Source organism: Pokkaliibacter sp. MBI-7, assembly GCF_029846635.1.
In the GTDB taxonomy this organism is placed as follows: Bacteria; Pseudomonadota; Gammaproteobacteria; order Pseudomonadales; family Balneatricaceae; genus Pokkaliibacter.
On the sequence record NZ_JARVTG010000003.1, the window covers coordinates 15,752 to 30,925 of the forward strand.

A 15,174-nucleotide genomic window follows, 5' to 3' on the forward strand; every position below is an offset into this window, starting at 1 on the left:
AAGGAGGGGGTGATGCAAGGTATGCAAGCGATGCGGTGGGTGGTCGGGGGCTTGTTGGCCGTGGCGATGAGTCAGGCCATGGCGCTGGAAGTTGTGGCGGATCACGGTGGTGTGCCAGCACAGCCGTATTACTCACCAATCAATAACGTGTCGGACCCGGAGATCGCTGGAGAACCCGCGCCGGTACGCCCGCCTCTGGCAGCGGCAGGTCTGCCCCATCAGGTGAGTATTGCCGACATGCTGCCGGTGACCAGCCAGCTGCAGCCCAGGCGCGTGGCACGGCGTGCCGTGAGCCTGCCGGGGATGACGCCGTTGTTTCTGGTCGGCTACGACAACCTGAGTCTGCAGTGGTTGAAGGTGCGCGGTGGACAGTTGCAGCAGATGCGGGCCACCGGCGTGGTCGTGAACGTGCAAACACCGGCACAACTGGCGGAGCTGCAGCGCATGGTACCCGGTGTGCAGTTGCTGCCAGAGTCCGCCGATGATATGGGCTCGCGTCTTCAGCTGTCTGGCTATCCGGTACTGATCACGGCCACGGCCATCGAGCAATAAGAGGACGCAAGATGTTAACGACTCGTGTAGGCAAGAGCCGTCTGGCTGAGCTGGCCCTGCGGCAGGCGCTGGATGAGGATCGCCCTCCCCGCCCCACGTCACTGCATGCGGATCCTGCCGGCATGGCCGAAGAGGGGCTGGCGTTCAGCCAGGCCTGGGCCCGGCTGAGCATGCACCCGGATCTGTCGCGCTGCGCATCCGGGGTGGCCGCACAGGTGGTGGAAGATGCGTCCAGGGCGTTGATTCCGCTGGTGCGCCGGGCACGGGGGGTACTGGGCGAATCAATGAGCAATACGGATCTGCAGGCGGTGATGTGTGATCGCTCAGGGTTGTTTGCCCTGTGTGAACGATATACCGCGCACTACCTGGATGTGATGCAGCCCCTCACCTGGATGCTGGTGTCCGACCGGCAGGCACAGCTGCACCGCTCTGCCATTCCCCGTGAGTGTGCGGGACGGGATGCTCGTATGATCGCCATCGTGCAGCTGGTTCGGGAACGGCAACTGCGGATAGATGATGGGCTCTGTGCAGCGCTGATACGGCTGCTGGGGTTCAGTGCCGAGCGGGTGTGTCTGTTACTGACGGCAGCACAGGCATTGTTGGCTGACGAGGGAGCAGAGGCGTGACCGACAAGCATGTTATTGAGTCGTTGCTGCGCCCGGCGGTGGAGCTTAATACCGTGGCAGTGGCCGTATCTGCGGCCTTTGTGTCTGCCACCGCGCCCTGGTCGCTGGCTCTCACGCCGTCGGTAGGCTACGGGGTGGCGTGCGGCTTTGGTGTACTTGCCTGGGTGCGCTGGAATGAGGCGTCGGTGGTACTGCGCTACCGCCGTAGCTCCAATACGATAGCAACCTACAAGGCCTGGCGTATGCAGAAGGCTGAACTCAGTGAGCTGGGTCTGGTCGCAGGCATGGGGGTCGCACTGGTGATTCTGGTGCTTTACCTGGCCAACAAAGCCGCCGCCATTCTCGCGTGAGGCTGAGTCGTGACTAAAAACGAGGATGCACGCTACCTGCCTGAGCGGCTGAATCGGGAGCCCACGGTGATCCGTGGGCTAACCAACAACGAGCTGTTACTGGTCATCGGCAGTGGTGTGGTAGTGGGCCTCGTGCTGGGAGTGTTCATCGTCGTTCTGCTACTGCCAGGGCAATTGCCGGCCATCCCCACCAGTATGGCGGTGTGTGGCTATCTGGCCCTGCGTTTTGGCAGCGACCGACTGGCTGCCGCCAAACGCAATAAGCCCGGTGCCTGGTTTTACCGCATGTTGGAGTGGCGGCTGCATCACGGCAGTGTCAGCCGCCTGTTTTTTCGTAAGGCATCACTGATCGATCAGGATGCAACCTGGTGGCTCCGCCGTGAGGGGGTACGGCGCCGATTGAGACGGAAACGCCAGGGCATGTTCGACTGATGGCCCTGGATACCTCTCAGATAACGCGCCACTGCTAGCTACCTTCTTCCCACGCTGTATTCCTATTTCACTCTGGAGTTTTTATGAGCCGACATCGCACTGCGCTGTCATCACGAGACTCGCACATCACCAGTCTGCGACTGGTGATTGCGCTGTTAGCCGCGATTGCAGGGTTCACGTCGTGGGGGTGGTATACCGCTCCCCGTCATTTGACTGTACACAACCCGCCTGACCTGCGCAGTGGCAGTACCCGCGCCTGGTGGGAGGTGCCACCCAGCACGGTTTACTCATTTGCCTTTTATATTTTCCAGCAACTGAACTACTGGCCGCGTGATGGTGAGAGTGACTATCACGAGCGGATTGAGACGCTGCGTGCGTATCTCACCCCGTCCTGCAAGGCCTGGCTGGATAGCGACTATGAACGCCGTAAGGTGAGCCAGGAGCTGACCGACCGGGTGCGTTCTGTCGCAGAGATTCCAGGGCGCGGGGTTTCGGATGACCGGGTACATATCCAGGATCGCGACCACTGGGTGGTGGATCTGGAGTTAATGCTGACCGAAAGCGTTCATGGTGAGTCGGTCAAGAAGCTGGCCATGCTGCATCCGTTGAAGGTGGTGCGCTGGGATATGAATCCTGAAACGAACCCATTTGGACTGGCCCTGGATTGCTATGACTCCCTGCCAGAGCGACTGGATGGCAGTGTGATGGAGGAGGTGAAATGAAGATGATGACACGCATGGGTGTAAGCCTGGTCGTGGGGATGGTGCTGTCTCCCCTGGCTTCTGCCGTGGAGCTGGTGCACTGGAATCGGGTGCCGATCAAAACCGCACTGGCTGTCGGCCAGGAACGGATTGTCTATGTGGATCGTAATGTGAAGCTGGCCCTGCCGGTGGCCCTGGCCGATACCCTGCGGGTACAGAATGCCGGTGGGGCGCTGTACCTCAAAGCCGCTGCACCCTTTCCCGAAACCCGTATTCCGCTTCAGGTAGTGGAAACAGGCGAGATTATTCTGCTGGACGTGACCGCGCAGGATGCGGCCACCGTCACAGCCAACAGCTCGGCCTATGAGCCGATGAAGGTGCTGTACGGGGAAGGGGATGACCTGAGCAGCTTTGGTATCACGGCAGGTCTGTCGCCCAACTATGCCAGTGATGGGATGCCGGGCAGTGCAGGTGCGGGCGCCGTGTCTGCTCGTGCGTCAGGTTCGTCAGCGAACAGCGCAGCGGCTCCCGCCGCACCGCGCCCGACGGCCGATGATGCCGTCGCCGGTCGCATTGGCCGCACGGATGCCACCTCTCGCACTCCTGCCCCTATTTCTCTCACGCGCTATGCCGCGCAGAACATGTACGCCCCGTTACGTACCGTCGAGGCACTGCCTGGTGTGAGCGCGGTACCCGTGCGCGCCAAAGGCCCGCTGGGATCGCTGCTGCCCTCGCTCGATGTCGATGCCCGTGCCGTCGCGGCCTGGAAACTGGCTGACTACACCGTCACGGCAGTACGCCTGATCAATCGGGCTCCTCGTGCGGTCCTGCTCGACCCCCGTCTGCTGAATGGGGATCTGTATAGTGCCGCCTTTCAGCATCCGACGCTGGGGCCGGCAGGTAGCGCCGAGGATACCACGACGGCGTATCTGGTGACGCAGGGCAAAGGTCTGGAGTCCGCCCTGCTGCCCCTGCCCTACCGCCCAGCTAAAGGAGCGAAATGATGGCGACGATCAGAAGCAATGGACTATTGAAGGTCATCATTCCTGCTGCGGTCATCGGTGCCGTCGCGATTGCCTACTCTGGCCGCGACGACAGCAGTAGCGACACGCCGGCGCAGGCAGCCCAGGGTACCTCTGTGCGGGAGTTGACGTCGGAGGAGAAAAAGCGGTTGGGCATGGACGGTGCTCAGGACACGGTGTCCGCACTGGTCGCAAAGATTGATCAAATGCGCGATTCGCAGTCGAAATCCAACCAGCTGATGCAGCAGTTGCTGGAGGAAAACGACACCTTACGGCAGAAGGCCGGGGATGTGGAAGGTGCAGCCAGTACCGCTGTCTCCAGTCAGCTGGCATCGGCCAAGAACGAGCTGATGGGACAGGTCGGTGAGCAGCTGTCCCAGTTCGAGAACCGCATGAATACCGTCACCAGCCAGCTGAACGCAGTGGGCAGCGACGGCGCCGTCTCAGGCTCATCCATGGGGGGAGCGGGCTCTGTGCCCCTGCCTGCGGATGCGGGTTTAGGGGGGCTGGGGGGTACCGTGACCTTCGGCGGGGAAACCTATATGTGGGTGGAGCCGCAGGACATGCGTAAGACCGATGCCAACGGCATGGTGTCCAGTACGGGAAGTCAGTTCAGTTTCCCCTCGTCATTCGGTGAGGTGGGTTCGCTGGCTGACAAAGGACTGAGTTCACTCAACAGCGCCACAAACGGTGCGGCGGCTCAGGTGCTGGGAAGTTCAGCAGAGGAAGACGCTGTGCCAGTGTACACCGTCGCAGAGAACGCCACCCTGATGGGTTCGGTCTCTATGACCGCGCTGTTGGGACGTATCCCGATCAATGGTTCTGTGCAGGACCCCTACCCATTCAAGGTTGTCATCGGTTCAGACAACCTGATGGCTAACGGCATCGAGCTGCCGGATGTGGCGCAGGCCGTGGTATCAGGTGTGGCCACAGGCGACTGGGTACTGAGCTGTGTGCGGGGTTCTGTCACTTCCATCACCTTCGTTTTCACCGACGGCACCATTCGCACTATCAACGGCCAGAGCGAAGAAGGCGGGCAAAGTCAGGGCAACGGATCATCGGCATCAGGTGCCGGAGCGCAGGGAGCGACACAAAGCCTGGGATGGTTATCCGATCCCTATGGGATTCCCTGTATCTCCGGTGAGAAAAAATCCAATGCCATGGAGTACCTGTCGACTCAGTTCGGTTTAGGGATGGCCACCGCAGCGGCCTCCGCTTCTGCCCAGTCAGAGACCACGTCGGTCACCGGGACGGATGCCGTGGTCACTGCTGTCACAGGCGATGCGGGTAAATATGCGCTGAATAGCGGCATCGCCGGCGGCCTGGAGAAAGTCAGCGAGTGGGTCGCTCAGCGTTACGGCCAGACCTTTGATGCTATCTACGTGCCACCGGGTCAGCCGGTGGCGCTGCATATCACCCGGGAGCTCAAGATCGATTATGAGCTGAATGGCCGCAAGGTCAGTTATCTGTCGGGGGCGGGTGGCCGTTCTGGGGCGTTGGATTGAGGGGGAATGGGATGATGGCAAGTAAATGGATTGCGGTGCTGGGGATGGTTGCTGTTGCAGGTATGACAGGCTGCTCGACCTCCAAAGACAAGATGTTTCCCACTAATGGGGCAACCATGCTGGATATCTACCATGGTCAGGGGATTGATACCGCAGGGCTGAGCGGGATGGGCGGTACCAGTACGAACCAACGTCAGTTGATGGATGCCCGCGCGTCACTTCGTCGCCCGCTGGGTGACGGTATCTATGATCAGCAGGCGTTGGCCACGGCAGGCAAGCCCACCGCCGAGGTGATGGTGGCCAGGCAGGCATGGGGCAATCGGGTGGCTGAGGTGAACGGGGATTACACCCGCACGGCGGCCAATGAGATCGTCAGCCAGTTCCCGCGCCTGCCCAACCCGGATCTGGTGGTGTATGTGTTTCCGCACCTGGCCGGTAATGAGCCGGCACCGATTCCGGGTTACTCCACGGTGATCCCGTTCTATTCGCGGATCCAGTACGCGATGCCCGGCGAACGCCTGGGCGACTACTGATAGCGAGGAAGCAATGATGGGAGTCATGGAGAAGTTGCGGAGCGCCTTTGCTCTGCAGGGCGATGGTAAACACGTTGTGTCCCTGGCAGACGGGTCCACGCATGAGCGTATTTCGCGCTCAAACATGACCATCGCAGACGAGCAGGCGTTTATGAATAAGGGGCAGGAATTCAGCTCCTTTGTCGACCTGCTGCCCTGGGTGGATTACAACCATAAGCATCAGGTGTTTGAGCTGGAGGACGGGAGCTCGGTAGGCGTGGTGTTTGAGCTTAAGCCCGTGATTACCGAAGGGCGTGACGATGCATTTATCGAAAACGTCCGTTTTCAGGTGCAACAGGTACTGCAGTCATCCTTCGATGAATATGACACGGAGCCTTGGGTAGTGCAGCTTTACTGCCAGGATGAAACCAGCTTTAGCTCGTACCTGGAACATCTCGATGCCTATATCGATCCCATGATCGCGGATACCGAGTTTACTCAGGCCTATCTGAAGCAGATGGAAGGCCATTTGCGGGGGATCAGTAAGCCCGGCGGGCTGTTTGAGGACACGGCAGTGACGCGCAACCCCTGGCGTGGCCAGATCCGCCGCACTCGCCTGGTGTTGTACCGACGTTTTGAGGCGAACTTTTCCCTCAAAGGCCACTCGACTGAGGATGAGTTTGAGACGGCGGTGCAGGACATCAATGACACCTGTGCCCGTCTGGTGGCAAACCTGGAGTCCATCGGGATCGATGTCCAGCGCTGTGATGGCCGCAGTGTGTTTCAGTGGCTACTGCCCTGGTTTAACCCCTGCCCCACGCTGACGCAGGGTGATACGGAAGCGCTCGGCCGGCTTGCACACTATGTCGATGAGGAGCCCCCTGAGGGGCGAAGTCCGCTGCTGGACGATTTCTCCGAGTGCCTGATGTATTCCCACCCGGCATCGGATGTGAATCGCGGTGTCTGGCTGTTTGATCGTATGCCCCATCGCGTGATCATGATGAATCGATTCAAGCAGGTACCTCGCCCCGGCATCCTGACGGCGGAGTTGCGACGTGGCCGCATGGTCAATTCGCTATTCGACTCCCTCCCGGAGTCCACCATCATGACCATGACGATGGTGATCACGCCACAGGACTCAATCGAAGCCCATATCGATAAAATCCGGGACAGCTCGTCCGGCCATTCCAATGATGCAACAGCGGCACGTAAAGAGTGTGATGTGGCACAGCGTAAGCTGCTGGCCGGTGACAAAATGTGCCGTTTTTCATTGGCCTTCTATGTCCGTGGTCAGGATATGGCCCAGTTAAATGAGCGTACCAACCAGATTATTGCCGTCACGCAGACAGCAGGTATCGAAATGGTGGATCCGCGCCATGAGGTAGCACCGCTCAATAGCTATCTGCGCTGGCTGCCTATGAACTACAAGCCACATGAGGACCGCAAGCACTGGTATGTCAATCTGGCGTACTTTGATCATCTGGCCTCGATTGTGCCCATCTTTGGCCGCGCCGTCGGTACCGGCAATCCCGGTTTTACGGCGTTCAACCGGGGCGGTGGCCCTCTTACCTTTGACATGCTCTCCACCGCTGACCGGGCAAAAAATGCGCACATGCTGTTGCTGGGGCCGACAGGGGCCGGTAAGTCCGCCACCCTGGTGGCCATGCTGACGCAAGTGCTGGCCATCCATCGTCCCCGTGTCTTTTTGATTGAGGCCGGTAACAGCTTTGGGTTGTTTGCGGACTACTGTCAGTCACTGGGGCTCAGCGTCAATAAGGTGTCGCTCAAACCGGGTTCGGGGGTACGTCTGAACCCCTTTGCCGACAGCCATTTGTTGTTCGAGTCAGGACGAAGCTATGACCCGGATGACATCAGCGATGATGAGGCTGACGACAGTGATGATGATGAAGGCGATGCGCAGCGGGATGTGCTGGGTGAAATGGAAGTGGCTGCCCGGCTGATGATTACCGGCGGTGAAGAGGCTGAAATCAAAGAGTACAAGCGGCAGGACCGCTCGGCGGTGCGTCGGGCCATTCAGCAGGCAGCGGAAGAGGCGTACGCCGGGAAACGGCAGATGACCGCACCGGACCTGCAGCGCGCCATGCGTGCCATGGCCCGTGATCCGGATCAGTCTGAGACCCGCCGCTTACGTATCGAGGGCATGGCGGATGCGCTCGATCTCATGTGTGCACCGGGCTCGTTTGAGGAAGAGATGTTCGCCAAAGAAGGTACCCCCTGGCCAGAAGTGGACGTTACTGTGGTGGATCTGGCCACGTTATCGCGTGAGGGTTACGAGGGGCAGTTATCCCTCGCACTGATCTCACTGTTTAACCACATCAACAACATTGCCGAGCGTGACCAGTTCTCAGGGCGGCAGATCGTGGTGCCTATCGATGAGGCGCACATTGTGACGGTCAACTCGCTACTGGCTCCCTATGTGGCCAAGATCGGCAAGATGTGGCGAAAGCTGGGGGCCTGGTTGTGGCTGGCCACCCAGAACATGGACGACTTCCCGGACTTTGCCAAGAAGCTACTGGGGCTTTGTGAGTGGTGGATCCTGCTGGTGATGGAGCCTGCCGAAGTAGAGCAGGTGGCGCGCTTCAAGACACTGAGTGCCGATCAAAAACACCTGGTGTTGTCCGCCCAGAAGGAAAAGCACAAGTACACCGAAGGGGTGGTGCTCAGCAAGAATCTGCAGATGCTGTTCCGCTCAGTCCCGCCCAGTTTGTATCTGGCGTTGGGGATGACGGAGAAGGAGGAAAAGAAAGCCCGTAAGGGGTTGATGGATGAGCACGGTGTCTCTGAGCTGGAGGCGGCCCTGATGATCGCTCAGAAGCTGGACAAGGCGCGGGGATTGGGAGTCAACAGTTCTGCCGGCATTAGCAGCGAGCTCTGCCAGCATCTGAATCCAGACGGGATCTATTCGCCGAAGAAGCCGGCATGGTACCCCCACCCGTACTGAAGGTGCGCAGCTGTATCGGCAGGAGTGTCAGTCACTCCGTAGCAGGGCTGGCTGGAGCAGTTTACACCCAGCCTGACTGCGGCAGTCGGTAGGCTGACAGAGCATCGTGAGGGGCAGGATAACGTGGAGGGGACAGCAAAGGGTGACGGTGTGTGAGCACGTCACCCTTTGTTATTGGTGGTCAGGGCGTGAGCGTGGCCAGTGAGGCCAGACCTGCCTGGCGCTCACTCGATATACGCACAGTGGAAACATATACTCCCCCCTAGATTGCCAGACGCCTCTTGTCTGGCAGACTGCTATATACCAACACATCATTCATAGAAAATGAGAGGTAACGATTGAAGATTTTCAAGCTACGACCCAACGACACTCTGCACTATCCAATTGATAAAGAGACTTTTGAAGAGGTCACCCTTAAACAAACTCCCTACTACTCTGGGGGGTCACATTTCGCCGTCTGTCCAGCGTGTGACAATCCCATTCAGCTGATAGGACTGATCCCTACTCATACCAACGATAAAGCACCGTACGGCAAACACTTCAGAAATGGGATCCCAGGTTTAGCTCGCTACAGTCAGTTCGAGTACGATTGCTGTCCGCTGGCAGCCCGAAAAACGTATGACAGAGAACAGAGACGGCCTTCTGGCGGAGCTCTCAGCAACAAAATCCTTACGATTCTCCGCGAACATTTTGATCGGGTTGTGTACGTGCTTGAGAAAACAACAGGTATTTCGATCAGCGACAACATGGCCGAAGCCATGCTAACCCGCTATCTGGAACAAAGTGCTCACACCTATGTGGGGTCATCGCTCATCAATATTCCCTGGATGCTGGCGTATTTTTCAAACTCACAGGGGATGTATAAGCGCCGGATCACCAATGAAAAAATGCAGCAAAGCATTTTGAAAAAAATCACTGCGGTTCAATTTGATGCGAACAATCGTCTGGAGAATAAGCCTGGACAATATGTGACACTAAACGTGTGCTTCATTCATCATCAAACTGATGGCGAGGGGGGAGAGTATGTGGATATGGTGGTGTCTGAGGGAATGAGCTTTGATGAAGGCCATATCGTATACAAAGAACGTCAGGTCTTTGACCATGACTTCCTTGAACGCCTCATGCGCAAGGAAGGCAATGAGAGCAAGCGACGTCAGCATTTGATCGACATCGCTCACCGTTTAATTCCTTAGGTTTTACTCTGACGCTGGCTGAAGAGTAGCAGCCCCTGCTTGCTGCCACTGTTGTATCGGCCAGTTGTACGCATTCCCTACCTCTACCCACCAGGACTCTGGCAGCGGTGGCAGTATGCCACGGGCTTCTGCGATAGCCACACACCCCATGATGGTAGTCAGGGGCATGGAGAAGGCGTGGTAGTTATCGCGCATGGCAAACAGCAGGGGTTCATCGCAACACTGGCTGGGAGGCTGTGGCGGCGCCAGGGGCTGATCTGCCAGGGTGGCAGGATTCTGTTGGGCTTGTTCCAGTTCGGACACGACTTCGATCTCCTTCAACTCAGGGAATGGCCAGTGTCCACATTTTTACCCCGCTTCTCGACAAAGAAACCTTACACCGCTTTGTAGAGTTACTGATGACCTCTTCCCCTAAGGATCAGCCTGAATAACCGGCGCTCACCTCAGTTGAGCCAACCGCAGAACGTCATCAAAACGACATGACCCTGTAATGAACCGGAACTGGTGGACGTTCTTGTTTACTTAATTAGCAATCGTTTCGATGACTGGTGTAGTCCAGTTTAGTCAGTGCTTTCTTCACGATGTCCAAGGAGGGTCATGGTGTCTTTGTCTTCTGCTTTCGTCTTTCCTTCTGCCGCTGTTCAGGCTGGTGATCCCTCTCCTTCTCTGTCTGCCTGGATGCGTTCGGCGCTGTCGCTGGACGGTGCCGGGTCAATGTCGTCTGCAGCGTCACCGGAGGGGGCGGGGATTCTGCGTCTCTCCCCTACTCTCAGTCAGCTAACACAATGGCTGCGTCAGGCTCAGCAACGGCTGATCCGGCACCGTGCAGCACTGGAACCTGGGGTGCCGGAGGTGTTGTATGTGGCCACGTCGCTGGATGCAGAAACGCTGGGGACCGGCTTTGCGTTGATGGGGGACTGGGAGATGGCTCGCTGTTACTGGCAACGGGCCTGTCAGTATGGTTTACAGCCGCTGCGCATGGCTCAGGAAAGGCCGGATGATGACCCGGTGCTCATACAGGGGACGACGGCCTGTGATGTCCTTCGTCTGGTGGTATGCGCGCTGGCTGCGGGTGATCGTGATCTGCAGGAGGAGATCCTGCAGCAGTACCCGACCTGCCCCCTTCGCCTCACGCGCCAGGTACTGGTGCTGGATGGTATGGCTGACAGTATTCTGCAGGCCATGGCTGCCTGTTTGGCGGGCTATGCGGACATAGCCCGGCAGGTACTGCAGCTTGGCATGGGGCAACTGCCGGAGGATCCTGCCCTGTCCGGCTGTTATCAGGGGCTGGTGAACATGGCCTGGGCGCTGCTGGGGATACTGAACCAGGATCAGGACACCTTTAATGCCGGTCTGATGGGACAGTTGGCTGTGCATTATCAATGGGCGCTGTGCAGTGGCCGTGAGATGGAGGAGACCTATATCTGTTTATCAGCCGTGGCCATGGTCAATCTGGGGCTACAGTGCGGCCTTGAGCAGCAGGTGTTTGATCTGTTGATTCCACAGGGATTGATCTGTCAGACCGGGTGAGTGGCCCCGGTGGTGAGGCTCAACACTGCTGGCACAGTTGTTCTTTGGGCAGCAGCTCCAGTTCGGTAATACGCAGGTAGGTTCTGATCAGTTGGGCTATGGCCACCCCGTGCAGCACTAAGGCGATACTGCCTTCATTCCAGAAGCTAGTGAGGTTAACGCCGTCTGTATCGAAGAGTATCCCTCTGGCCAGTATCACCAGGGCCACTAGCAACCATCCGCTGGCCCAGTAAATTCCCCGTGTGAGTGTTGTCTGCTTCAGTGCCTCCAGGCAGTCCTGGTAGGTGGTGTAGTCCTGTGCGTCCTGTTGCAGTGGGCTGGCAGGGTGTGCGGTGTTCGGTGACATGGGTCCGTCCGGTGGTGAATGCGTAACGTATGTAACTGCTGAGTATCACATTGTTGCAGTGCAGTTCCCGCCACCCTCTTCCCCTTTGGTCGCAGGGGTGATGATGGCCACGGCGCGTGTAAACCCTCTTCGGGGCGGTGAGGGTTGTTTGCTGTGGCAGCGCATGGGCTTTGGCAGGATGGCGGAATACCGTCTGTGACAGGGTGAAGGAGAATAGTGCATGACCTCGATGAGGGAGACAGCGGAAGCGCCGGTGGTGGCTGCGGTGGCCGCGATTGAGTATGCGTTGCAGCTGGGGTCAGGGGATGACGGACTGGCGTTTCTGCGCTGCTGGTCGGAGGGAGAGTTTGATGTCATCCGGGCCGAGTGGCCAGAGGCGCCCGAAGAAGTGTTTGGTGCTGATCCGTTGTACAAGGCTGGCTGAATCAGTGGCAGGCCAGCCTGGCTGTGGCAGTTCGTGATAGTGGAAGGGCTGAGGCAGTTTTTGTGTGGAAATGACTGGGAGCGGTCCTGGGAGGCTGAGGCAGTCAGTCGATGGTTGAGTCGAGGCAGAAGGTGCGGGCCAGGCGACTCAGGTATTGCCTGTTGCGGTGGGCGTAGCACTCGGGGCGCCGGATGGCGATATGGCGCGGTGCCTCGACACCTATCCATACCTGCTGCTGCGATTCAGTGTCTTTGACATCGTAGACCAGCAGGATGATCTGCTGGCCATCGGGCTGGGTGAGGACGATGCGCTCACCGCGATTCCGGTTAAGGATCAGGTGGCCGTGCCACTGAGCCTTGAGCAGCGTCTGCTGGAAGTACGGGCGCGGCTTGACGGTGATCAGGTAGCGGATAAGGCCAAAGGCCATCCGGGCCCTGGAGGTATGAGGAGCGCGGGACATGGGTTCCATCCTGAGTCAGTAGATTGCCAGCCTGCCACCTGCTGTTTCGCCTGTTTCCAGCAGGTCGCAGACTGGCTTGGGTATTGTTGAAAGGTTGCCCTGCCCTGTCAATGCGGTGGAGGGCATGTTGAAACGGTCTGGAATGAATCCGGGCCATGAACCGAATAAGGAGAGAACTGTGAACAAGCGCCCCGGTGGACCCGGTGTGGTGGTGCCGTTGTTTGGTGAGCGCACGTCGCCACCCGCTGCAAGTGAGGTGGCTCCGGTGGATTCGGTCCACTCAGTCAACAGGCCGGTGCCGGATTATCGGCATGAATATCCTTGTTCGGTACTGGATGTGGCAGCGGGTGTGGTGCATGTCACCGTGCTGGCCACGTCGGAAACAGTGGCGCTGGAGGAGGCCTATCAGGCGGCCAAGCGACGTGGCTGCCGCAACATTATCGATATGGCCATAGGGCACATGACCGAGCAGGAAATGGCCAACCGGCCTCAGTAACGCGGTCTCAGTACAGCGTCAGTAGTAAGGTACAGGGGGATGTCAGTGGCAAGCACTGACAGCGACAGTCGGCTGTGGCAGGTCAACTGGTGTATTCAATGACAATCAATAAGGAGTGCAGTGTGGGGATAACCGCCAGGGTCAAGGCAGGAGTGGGTGCGGTGGTGTTGGCATCAGCAGGGTTGTTAGCCGGCTGCAATCTGTATACCAAGGACGGCAGCTGCGTTACTTGTTTCAAGGATCCGTTTGGGATTGTGTCCGTCAGCTCAGGGACCACCACGGATAACAGTGGTCCGCGCAGTATCGGCCTGGGCGCCCCGAACAACGCTCCCTATTCCGAAGGGCGCCATGTCGTGAGTATGGCCGTGAATCAGGATGTGGATCTGGTGTTTATTCGGATGAAACGGGAGTTTGGTTTTCAGTCCCCGGAAGAGCTGAGAGCTGCCCGTGGCGACCTGGCTTCCCGCATGAGAATGCAGGACGCTGGCTGGCGTTATGAGGCCACACCGGGTGTGACCTATCACATGCGCAGTGATGCGACCGTGAGCGGTCAGGATATTGTGCTGGATATGGTGATCGACAAGCTGGGCTCAGGCAAAGCGGCCCTGACCATGACGTATCGCAATCCTGCCGGTGCCAATGTCAGTCAGCTGGAGTCGGCACTAAAAGCCCGTGTCCAAAAGGCGCTGGGCTGAGGTCGCTGAGCCTTTGCGTGGGCTGTGATAGGGTGTCTCACTGCCAGGTTGATCCTGGCAGTGTTGTTTTGGGTGCTTTGTCGTAGTGATGGTGTAGCAGGAGGCCACCCCGATGATGTCAGGTACTGATTCCCTTTCCACTCATAAACGCCGCCGGCAGGCCTGGGCCGCGCAGATCGAGGCCGCGACCATTGAGGAGCTGTCCCAGTTCCGGGTGCATTTAATTCGTAAGATTGCCGAAAAGCGTGAGGCACAGCGGCGGCTGCGTCAGCAGGATCCGGCCCGCGCACTGCAGCAGCAGGCGGCGGTGGCAGGCTATGACTTTTCATCCCTGATCAAAGAGATCGAGGCACGTAAACGGTAAGGCGGCTGTCCCTTGTGCCAGTTCAATGACGCCCACTGGGGTGGTATCTATATCGATTCAGGCGCATTGTGTTCAATGATCACTTTCTGGCCATAACAAAAACAATCGAGAAGGAGTTCGCTATGGCTATTGCTCAACCACTATCCATGTCCCTTGATATGGATGACCTGACAACGGATGCCGCTAAACCCAACCCCACCGATGTCGTCATGGACCTGTACCGTGAGTGTGAGGGAGCACTGTCGGTGCTGAGAGACCGTGCACTGACGCTCCAGCGTATCTATGACGGTGAAATGCTACTGAGTGATGAGGTTGTGCAGAGCGCGCGGGAGGCCTGCATGGTCATTCGACAGATGGAGGCCAAGGCCCGACGCAAGGCGGTGGCCATCGCCGGTCAGGTACGGGAGGGGGCCTGTGAAGATGACAAGCGCTGGATGGCATACCAGATGGCCGTGCTGAAGGAGGCCAACCAGCTGGCCGTGCTGAAGGAGGCCAACCAGCTGGCCACCGAGGTACAAAAACAGATGAAAGAGATTCTGTACTGGGCCGAGCCGGTACCGATCGATTCCCAATCGTGATCCTGGATCACCCGTTACAAGGACGTCCCCCGTTATGCAGCACGATATGAAGCGCGCCAATCTGTTCGTCATGGTACCGATGATGTTACTGGCATGGATCAGTGCAGACAGTTATGTCGATTACCGTCGGGGTAAGGAAGTGGCCGAGTTCTACGGCGAAGGCCACTACAGCCTGCTGATCGCACCGATTCCGGTAGGCAATATGATGGGGGTGAAGGTCGTACCAGACCTGGAGGGGCGCTGTGAACCCAATCCGCAGGTCGAAATGATACCCTTCAAACACGACGGGGACTCAGTGACCGTGCTCTGTGGTCAGTGGCCGCACTCACACCAGCTGCAGCTGGGGTATGTGCCAAAAGCGTTGATACAGCATGGTCTGTAGGGGGTACGGCCTTTTGCGGTAAGCTGTTCCCCGGAAGAACAGCC

The 15,174-nt window shown here is 58.3% G+C and carries 20 protein-coding genes; 17 read left to right on the forward strand and 3 right to left on the reverse strand.

Features of this window, described 5'->3' with window-relative positions:
• Positions 1-12 precede the first annotated feature (12 nt).
• From QCD60_RS29825 to QCD60_RS29870, 10 genes are all read left to right on the forward strand, one after another.
• Entirely contained in the window at positions 13-552 is a 540-nt protein-coding gene (locus QCD60_RS29825) for an integrating conjugative element protein (RefSeq protein ID WP_279781304.1), read from the forward strand.
• Positions 553-563: 11 nt separating this feature from the next.
• On the forward strand, positions 564-1,178 hold the full coding sequence (locus tag QCD60_RS29830; RefSeq protein WP_279781306.1) for a hypothetical protein: 615 nt from the start codon (positions 564-566) through the stop codon (positions 1,176-1,178).
• Positions 1,175-1,528: a DUF2976 domain-containing protein gene (locus QCD60_RS29835; RefSeq protein WP_279781308.1), complete on the forward strand. Its 354-nt coding sequence runs from the start codon at positions 1,175-1,177 to the stop codon at positions 1,526-1,528. Before QCD60_RS29830 ends, QCD60_RS29835 begins: the two co-directional genes overlap by 4 nt.
• Positions 1,529-1,537: 9 nt before the next feature.
• Positions 1,538-1,960, forward strand: a complete 423-nt coding sequence (locus QCD60_RS29840; protein WP_279781310.1) for a TIGR03750 family conjugal transfer protein — start codon at positions 1,538-1,540, stop codon at positions 1,958-1,960.
• A gap of 83 nt (positions 1,961-2,043) precedes the next feature.
• On the forward strand, positions 2,044-2,682 hold the full coding sequence (locus QCD60_RS29845) for a PFL_4703 family integrating conjugative element protein (protein WP_279781312.1): 639 nt from the start codon (positions 2,044-2,046) through the stop codon (positions 2,680-2,682).
• The gene (locus tag QCD60_RS29850) at positions 2,679-3,665 is read left to right on the forward strand and encodes a TIGR03749 family integrating conjugative element protein (protein WP_279781314.1); all 987 of its coding nucleotides are present in this window, start codon (positions 2,679-2,681) and stop codon (positions 3,663-3,665) included. The genes QCD60_RS29845 and QCD60_RS29850 overlap by 4 nt, the downstream gene beginning before the upstream one ends.
• Entirely contained in the window at positions 3,662-5,188 is a 1,527-nt protein-coding gene (locus tag QCD60_RS29855; RefSeq protein WP_279781316.1) for a TIGR03752 family integrating conjugative element protein, read from the forward strand. The genes QCD60_RS29850 and QCD60_RS29855 overlap by 4 nt, the downstream gene beginning before the upstream one ends.
• Before the next feature lie 11 nt (positions 5,189-5,199).
• Complete coding sequence (locus tag QCD60_RS29860; RefSeq protein WP_279781318.1) at positions 5,200-5,721, forward strand: TIGR03751 family conjugal transfer lipoprotein; 522 nt, start codon at positions 5,200-5,202, stop codon at positions 5,719-5,721.
• Between the two features lie 25 nt (positions 5,722-5,746).
• Positions 5,747-8,662 (forward strand): conjugative transfer ATPase, encoded by a 2,916-nt coding sequence (locus QCD60_RS29865; RefSeq protein WP_279781320.1) that lies wholly within the window; start codon positions 5,747-5,749, stop codon positions 8,660-8,662.
• Positions 8,663-9,000: 338 nt separating this feature from the next.
• Positions 9,001-9,855, forward strand: a complete 855-nt coding sequence (locus QCD60_RS29870) for a hypothetical protein (RefSeq protein WP_279781322.1) — start codon at positions 9,001-9,003, stop codon at positions 9,853-9,855.
• A 3-nt stretch (positions 9,856-9,858) separates the two neighbouring features.
• Here the strand turns inward: QCD60_RS29870 and QCD60_RS29875 are convergent, their stop codons facing one another.
• Positions 9,859-10,158, reverse strand: coding sequence for a hypothetical protein (locus tag QCD60_RS29875; RefSeq protein WP_279781324.1), 300 nt, complete (start codon positions 10,156-10,158; stop codon positions 9,859-9,861).
• A gap of 294 nt (positions 10,159-10,452) precedes the next feature.
• Here QCD60_RS29875 and QCD60_RS29880 point away from each other — a divergent pair, with 294 nt between their 5' ends.
• A complete protein-coding gene (locus QCD60_RS29880; protein WP_279781326.1) occupies positions 10,453-11,385 on the forward strand; it encodes a hypothetical protein in 933 nt (310 codons plus the stop codon).
• Between the two features lie 19 nt (positions 11,386-11,404).
• Here QCD60_RS29880 and QCD60_RS29885 read toward each other — a convergent pair whose 3' ends face one another.
• Positions 11,405-11,731, reverse strand: coding sequence for a hypothetical protein (locus tag QCD60_RS29885; RefSeq protein WP_279781327.1), 327 nt, complete (start codon positions 11,729-11,731; stop codon positions 11,405-11,407).
• A gap of 220 nt (positions 11,732-11,951) precedes the next feature.
• Between QCD60_RS29885 and QCD60_RS29890 the strand changes: the two genes are divergently transcribed.
• Entirely contained in the window at positions 11,952-12,155 is a 204-nt protein-coding gene (locus tag QCD60_RS29890) for a hypothetical protein (protein WP_279781329.1), read from the forward strand.
• 103 nt (positions 12,156-12,258) lie between these two features.
• Here the strand turns inward: QCD60_RS29890 and QCD60_RS29895 are convergent, their stop codons facing one another.
• Positions 12,259-12,615, reverse strand: coding sequence for a carbon storage regulator (locus tag QCD60_RS29895; protein ID WP_279781331.1), 357 nt, complete (start codon positions 12,613-12,615; stop codon positions 12,259-12,261).
• Between the two features lie 178 nt (positions 12,616-12,793).
• On the opposite strand from QCD60_RS29895, the gene QCD60_RS29900 reads away from it, so the two are divergent.
• The 5 genes from QCD60_RS29900 (at position 12,794) to QCD60_RS29920 (ending at position 15,130) form a co-directional block, all read left to right on the forward strand.
• Positions 12,794-13,111, forward strand: coding sequence for a hypothetical protein (locus tag QCD60_RS29900; RefSeq protein WP_279781334.1), 318 nt, complete (start codon positions 12,794-12,796; stop codon positions 13,109-13,111).
• A 98-nt stretch (positions 13,112-13,209) separates the two neighbouring features.
• On the forward strand, positions 13,210-13,806 hold the full coding sequence (locus QCD60_RS29905; protein WP_279781336.1) for a hypothetical protein: 597 nt from the start codon (positions 13,210-13,212) through the stop codon (positions 13,804-13,806).
• Positions 13,807-13,918: 112 nt separating this feature from the next.
• Positions 13,919-14,170 (forward strand): hypothetical protein, encoded by a 252-nt coding sequence (locus QCD60_RS29910; RefSeq protein ID WP_279781338.1) that lies wholly within the window; start codon positions 13,919-13,921, stop codon positions 14,168-14,170.
• Positions 14,171-14,292: 122 nt separating this feature from the next.
• Positions 14,293-14,748, forward strand: a complete 456-nt coding sequence (locus QCD60_RS29915) for a hypothetical protein (RefSeq protein ID WP_279781340.1) — start codon at positions 14,293-14,295, stop codon at positions 14,746-14,748.
• A gap of 34 nt (positions 14,749-14,782) precedes the next feature.
• Complete coding sequence (locus tag QCD60_RS29920; protein WP_279781342.1) at positions 14,783-15,130, forward strand: hypothetical protein; 348 nt, start codon at positions 14,783-14,785, stop codon at positions 15,128-15,130.
• Positions 15,131-15,174: the final 44 nt, after the last annotated feature.

Coding starts and splice junctions, on each gene's coding strand:
- QCD60_RS29885 (WP_279781327.1), bottom strand. CDS start 11,731: ATGTCACCGAACACCGCACACCCTGCCAGCCCACTGCAACAGGACGCA.
- QCD60_RS29905 (WP_279781336.1), top strand. CDS start 13,210: ATGACAATCAATAAGGAGTGCAGTGTGGGGATAACCGCCAGGGTCAAG.
- QCD60_RS29830 (WP_279781306.1), top strand. CDS start 564: ATGTTAACGACTCGTGTAGGCAAGAGCCGTCTGGCTGAGCTGGCCCTG.
- QCD60_RS29850 (WP_279781314.1), top strand. CDS start 2,679: ATGAAGATGATGACACGCATGGGTGTAAGCCTGGTCGTGGGGATGGTG.
- QCD60_RS29845 (WP_279781312.1), top strand. CDS start 2,044: ATGAGCCGACATCGCACTGCGCTGTCATCACGAGACTCGCACATCACC.
- QCD60_RS29920 (WP_279781342.1), top strand. CDS start 14,783: ATGCAGCACGATATGAAGCGCGCCAATCTGTTCGTCATGGTACCGATG.
- QCD60_RS29880 (WP_279781326.1), top strand. CDS start 10,453: ATGGTGTCTTTGTCTTCTGCTTTCGTCTTTCCTTCTGCCGCTGTTCAG.
- QCD60_RS29865 (WP_279781320.1), top strand. CDS start 5,747: ATGGAGAAGTTGCGGAGCGCCTTTGCTCTGCAGGGCGATGGTAAACAC.
- QCD60_RS29890 (WP_279781329.1), top strand. CDS start 11,952: ATGACCTCGATGAGGGAGACAGCGGAAGCGCCGGTGGTGGCTGCGGTG.
- QCD60_RS29860 (WP_279781318.1), top strand. CDS start 5,200: ATGATGGCAAGTAAATGGATTGCGGTGCTGGGGATGGTTGCTGTTGCA.
- QCD60_RS29825 (WP_279781304.1), top strand. CDS start 13: ATGCAAGGTATGCAAGCGATGCGGTGGGTGGTCGGGGGCTTGTTGGCC.
- QCD60_RS29895 (WP_279781331.1), bottom strand. CDS start 12,615: ATGTCCCGCGCTCCTCATACCTCCAGGGCCCGGATGGCCTTTGGCCTT.
- QCD60_RS29910 (WP_279781338.1), top strand. CDS start 13,919: ATGATGTCAGGTACTGATTCCCTTTCCACTCATAAACGCCGCCGGCAG.
- QCD60_RS29855 (WP_279781316.1), top strand. CDS start 3,662: ATGATGGCGACGATCAGAAGCAATGGACTATTGAAGGTCATCATTCCT.
- QCD60_RS29915 (WP_279781340.1), top strand. CDS start 14,293: ATGGCTATTGCTCAACCACTATCCATGTCCCTTGATATGGATGACCTG.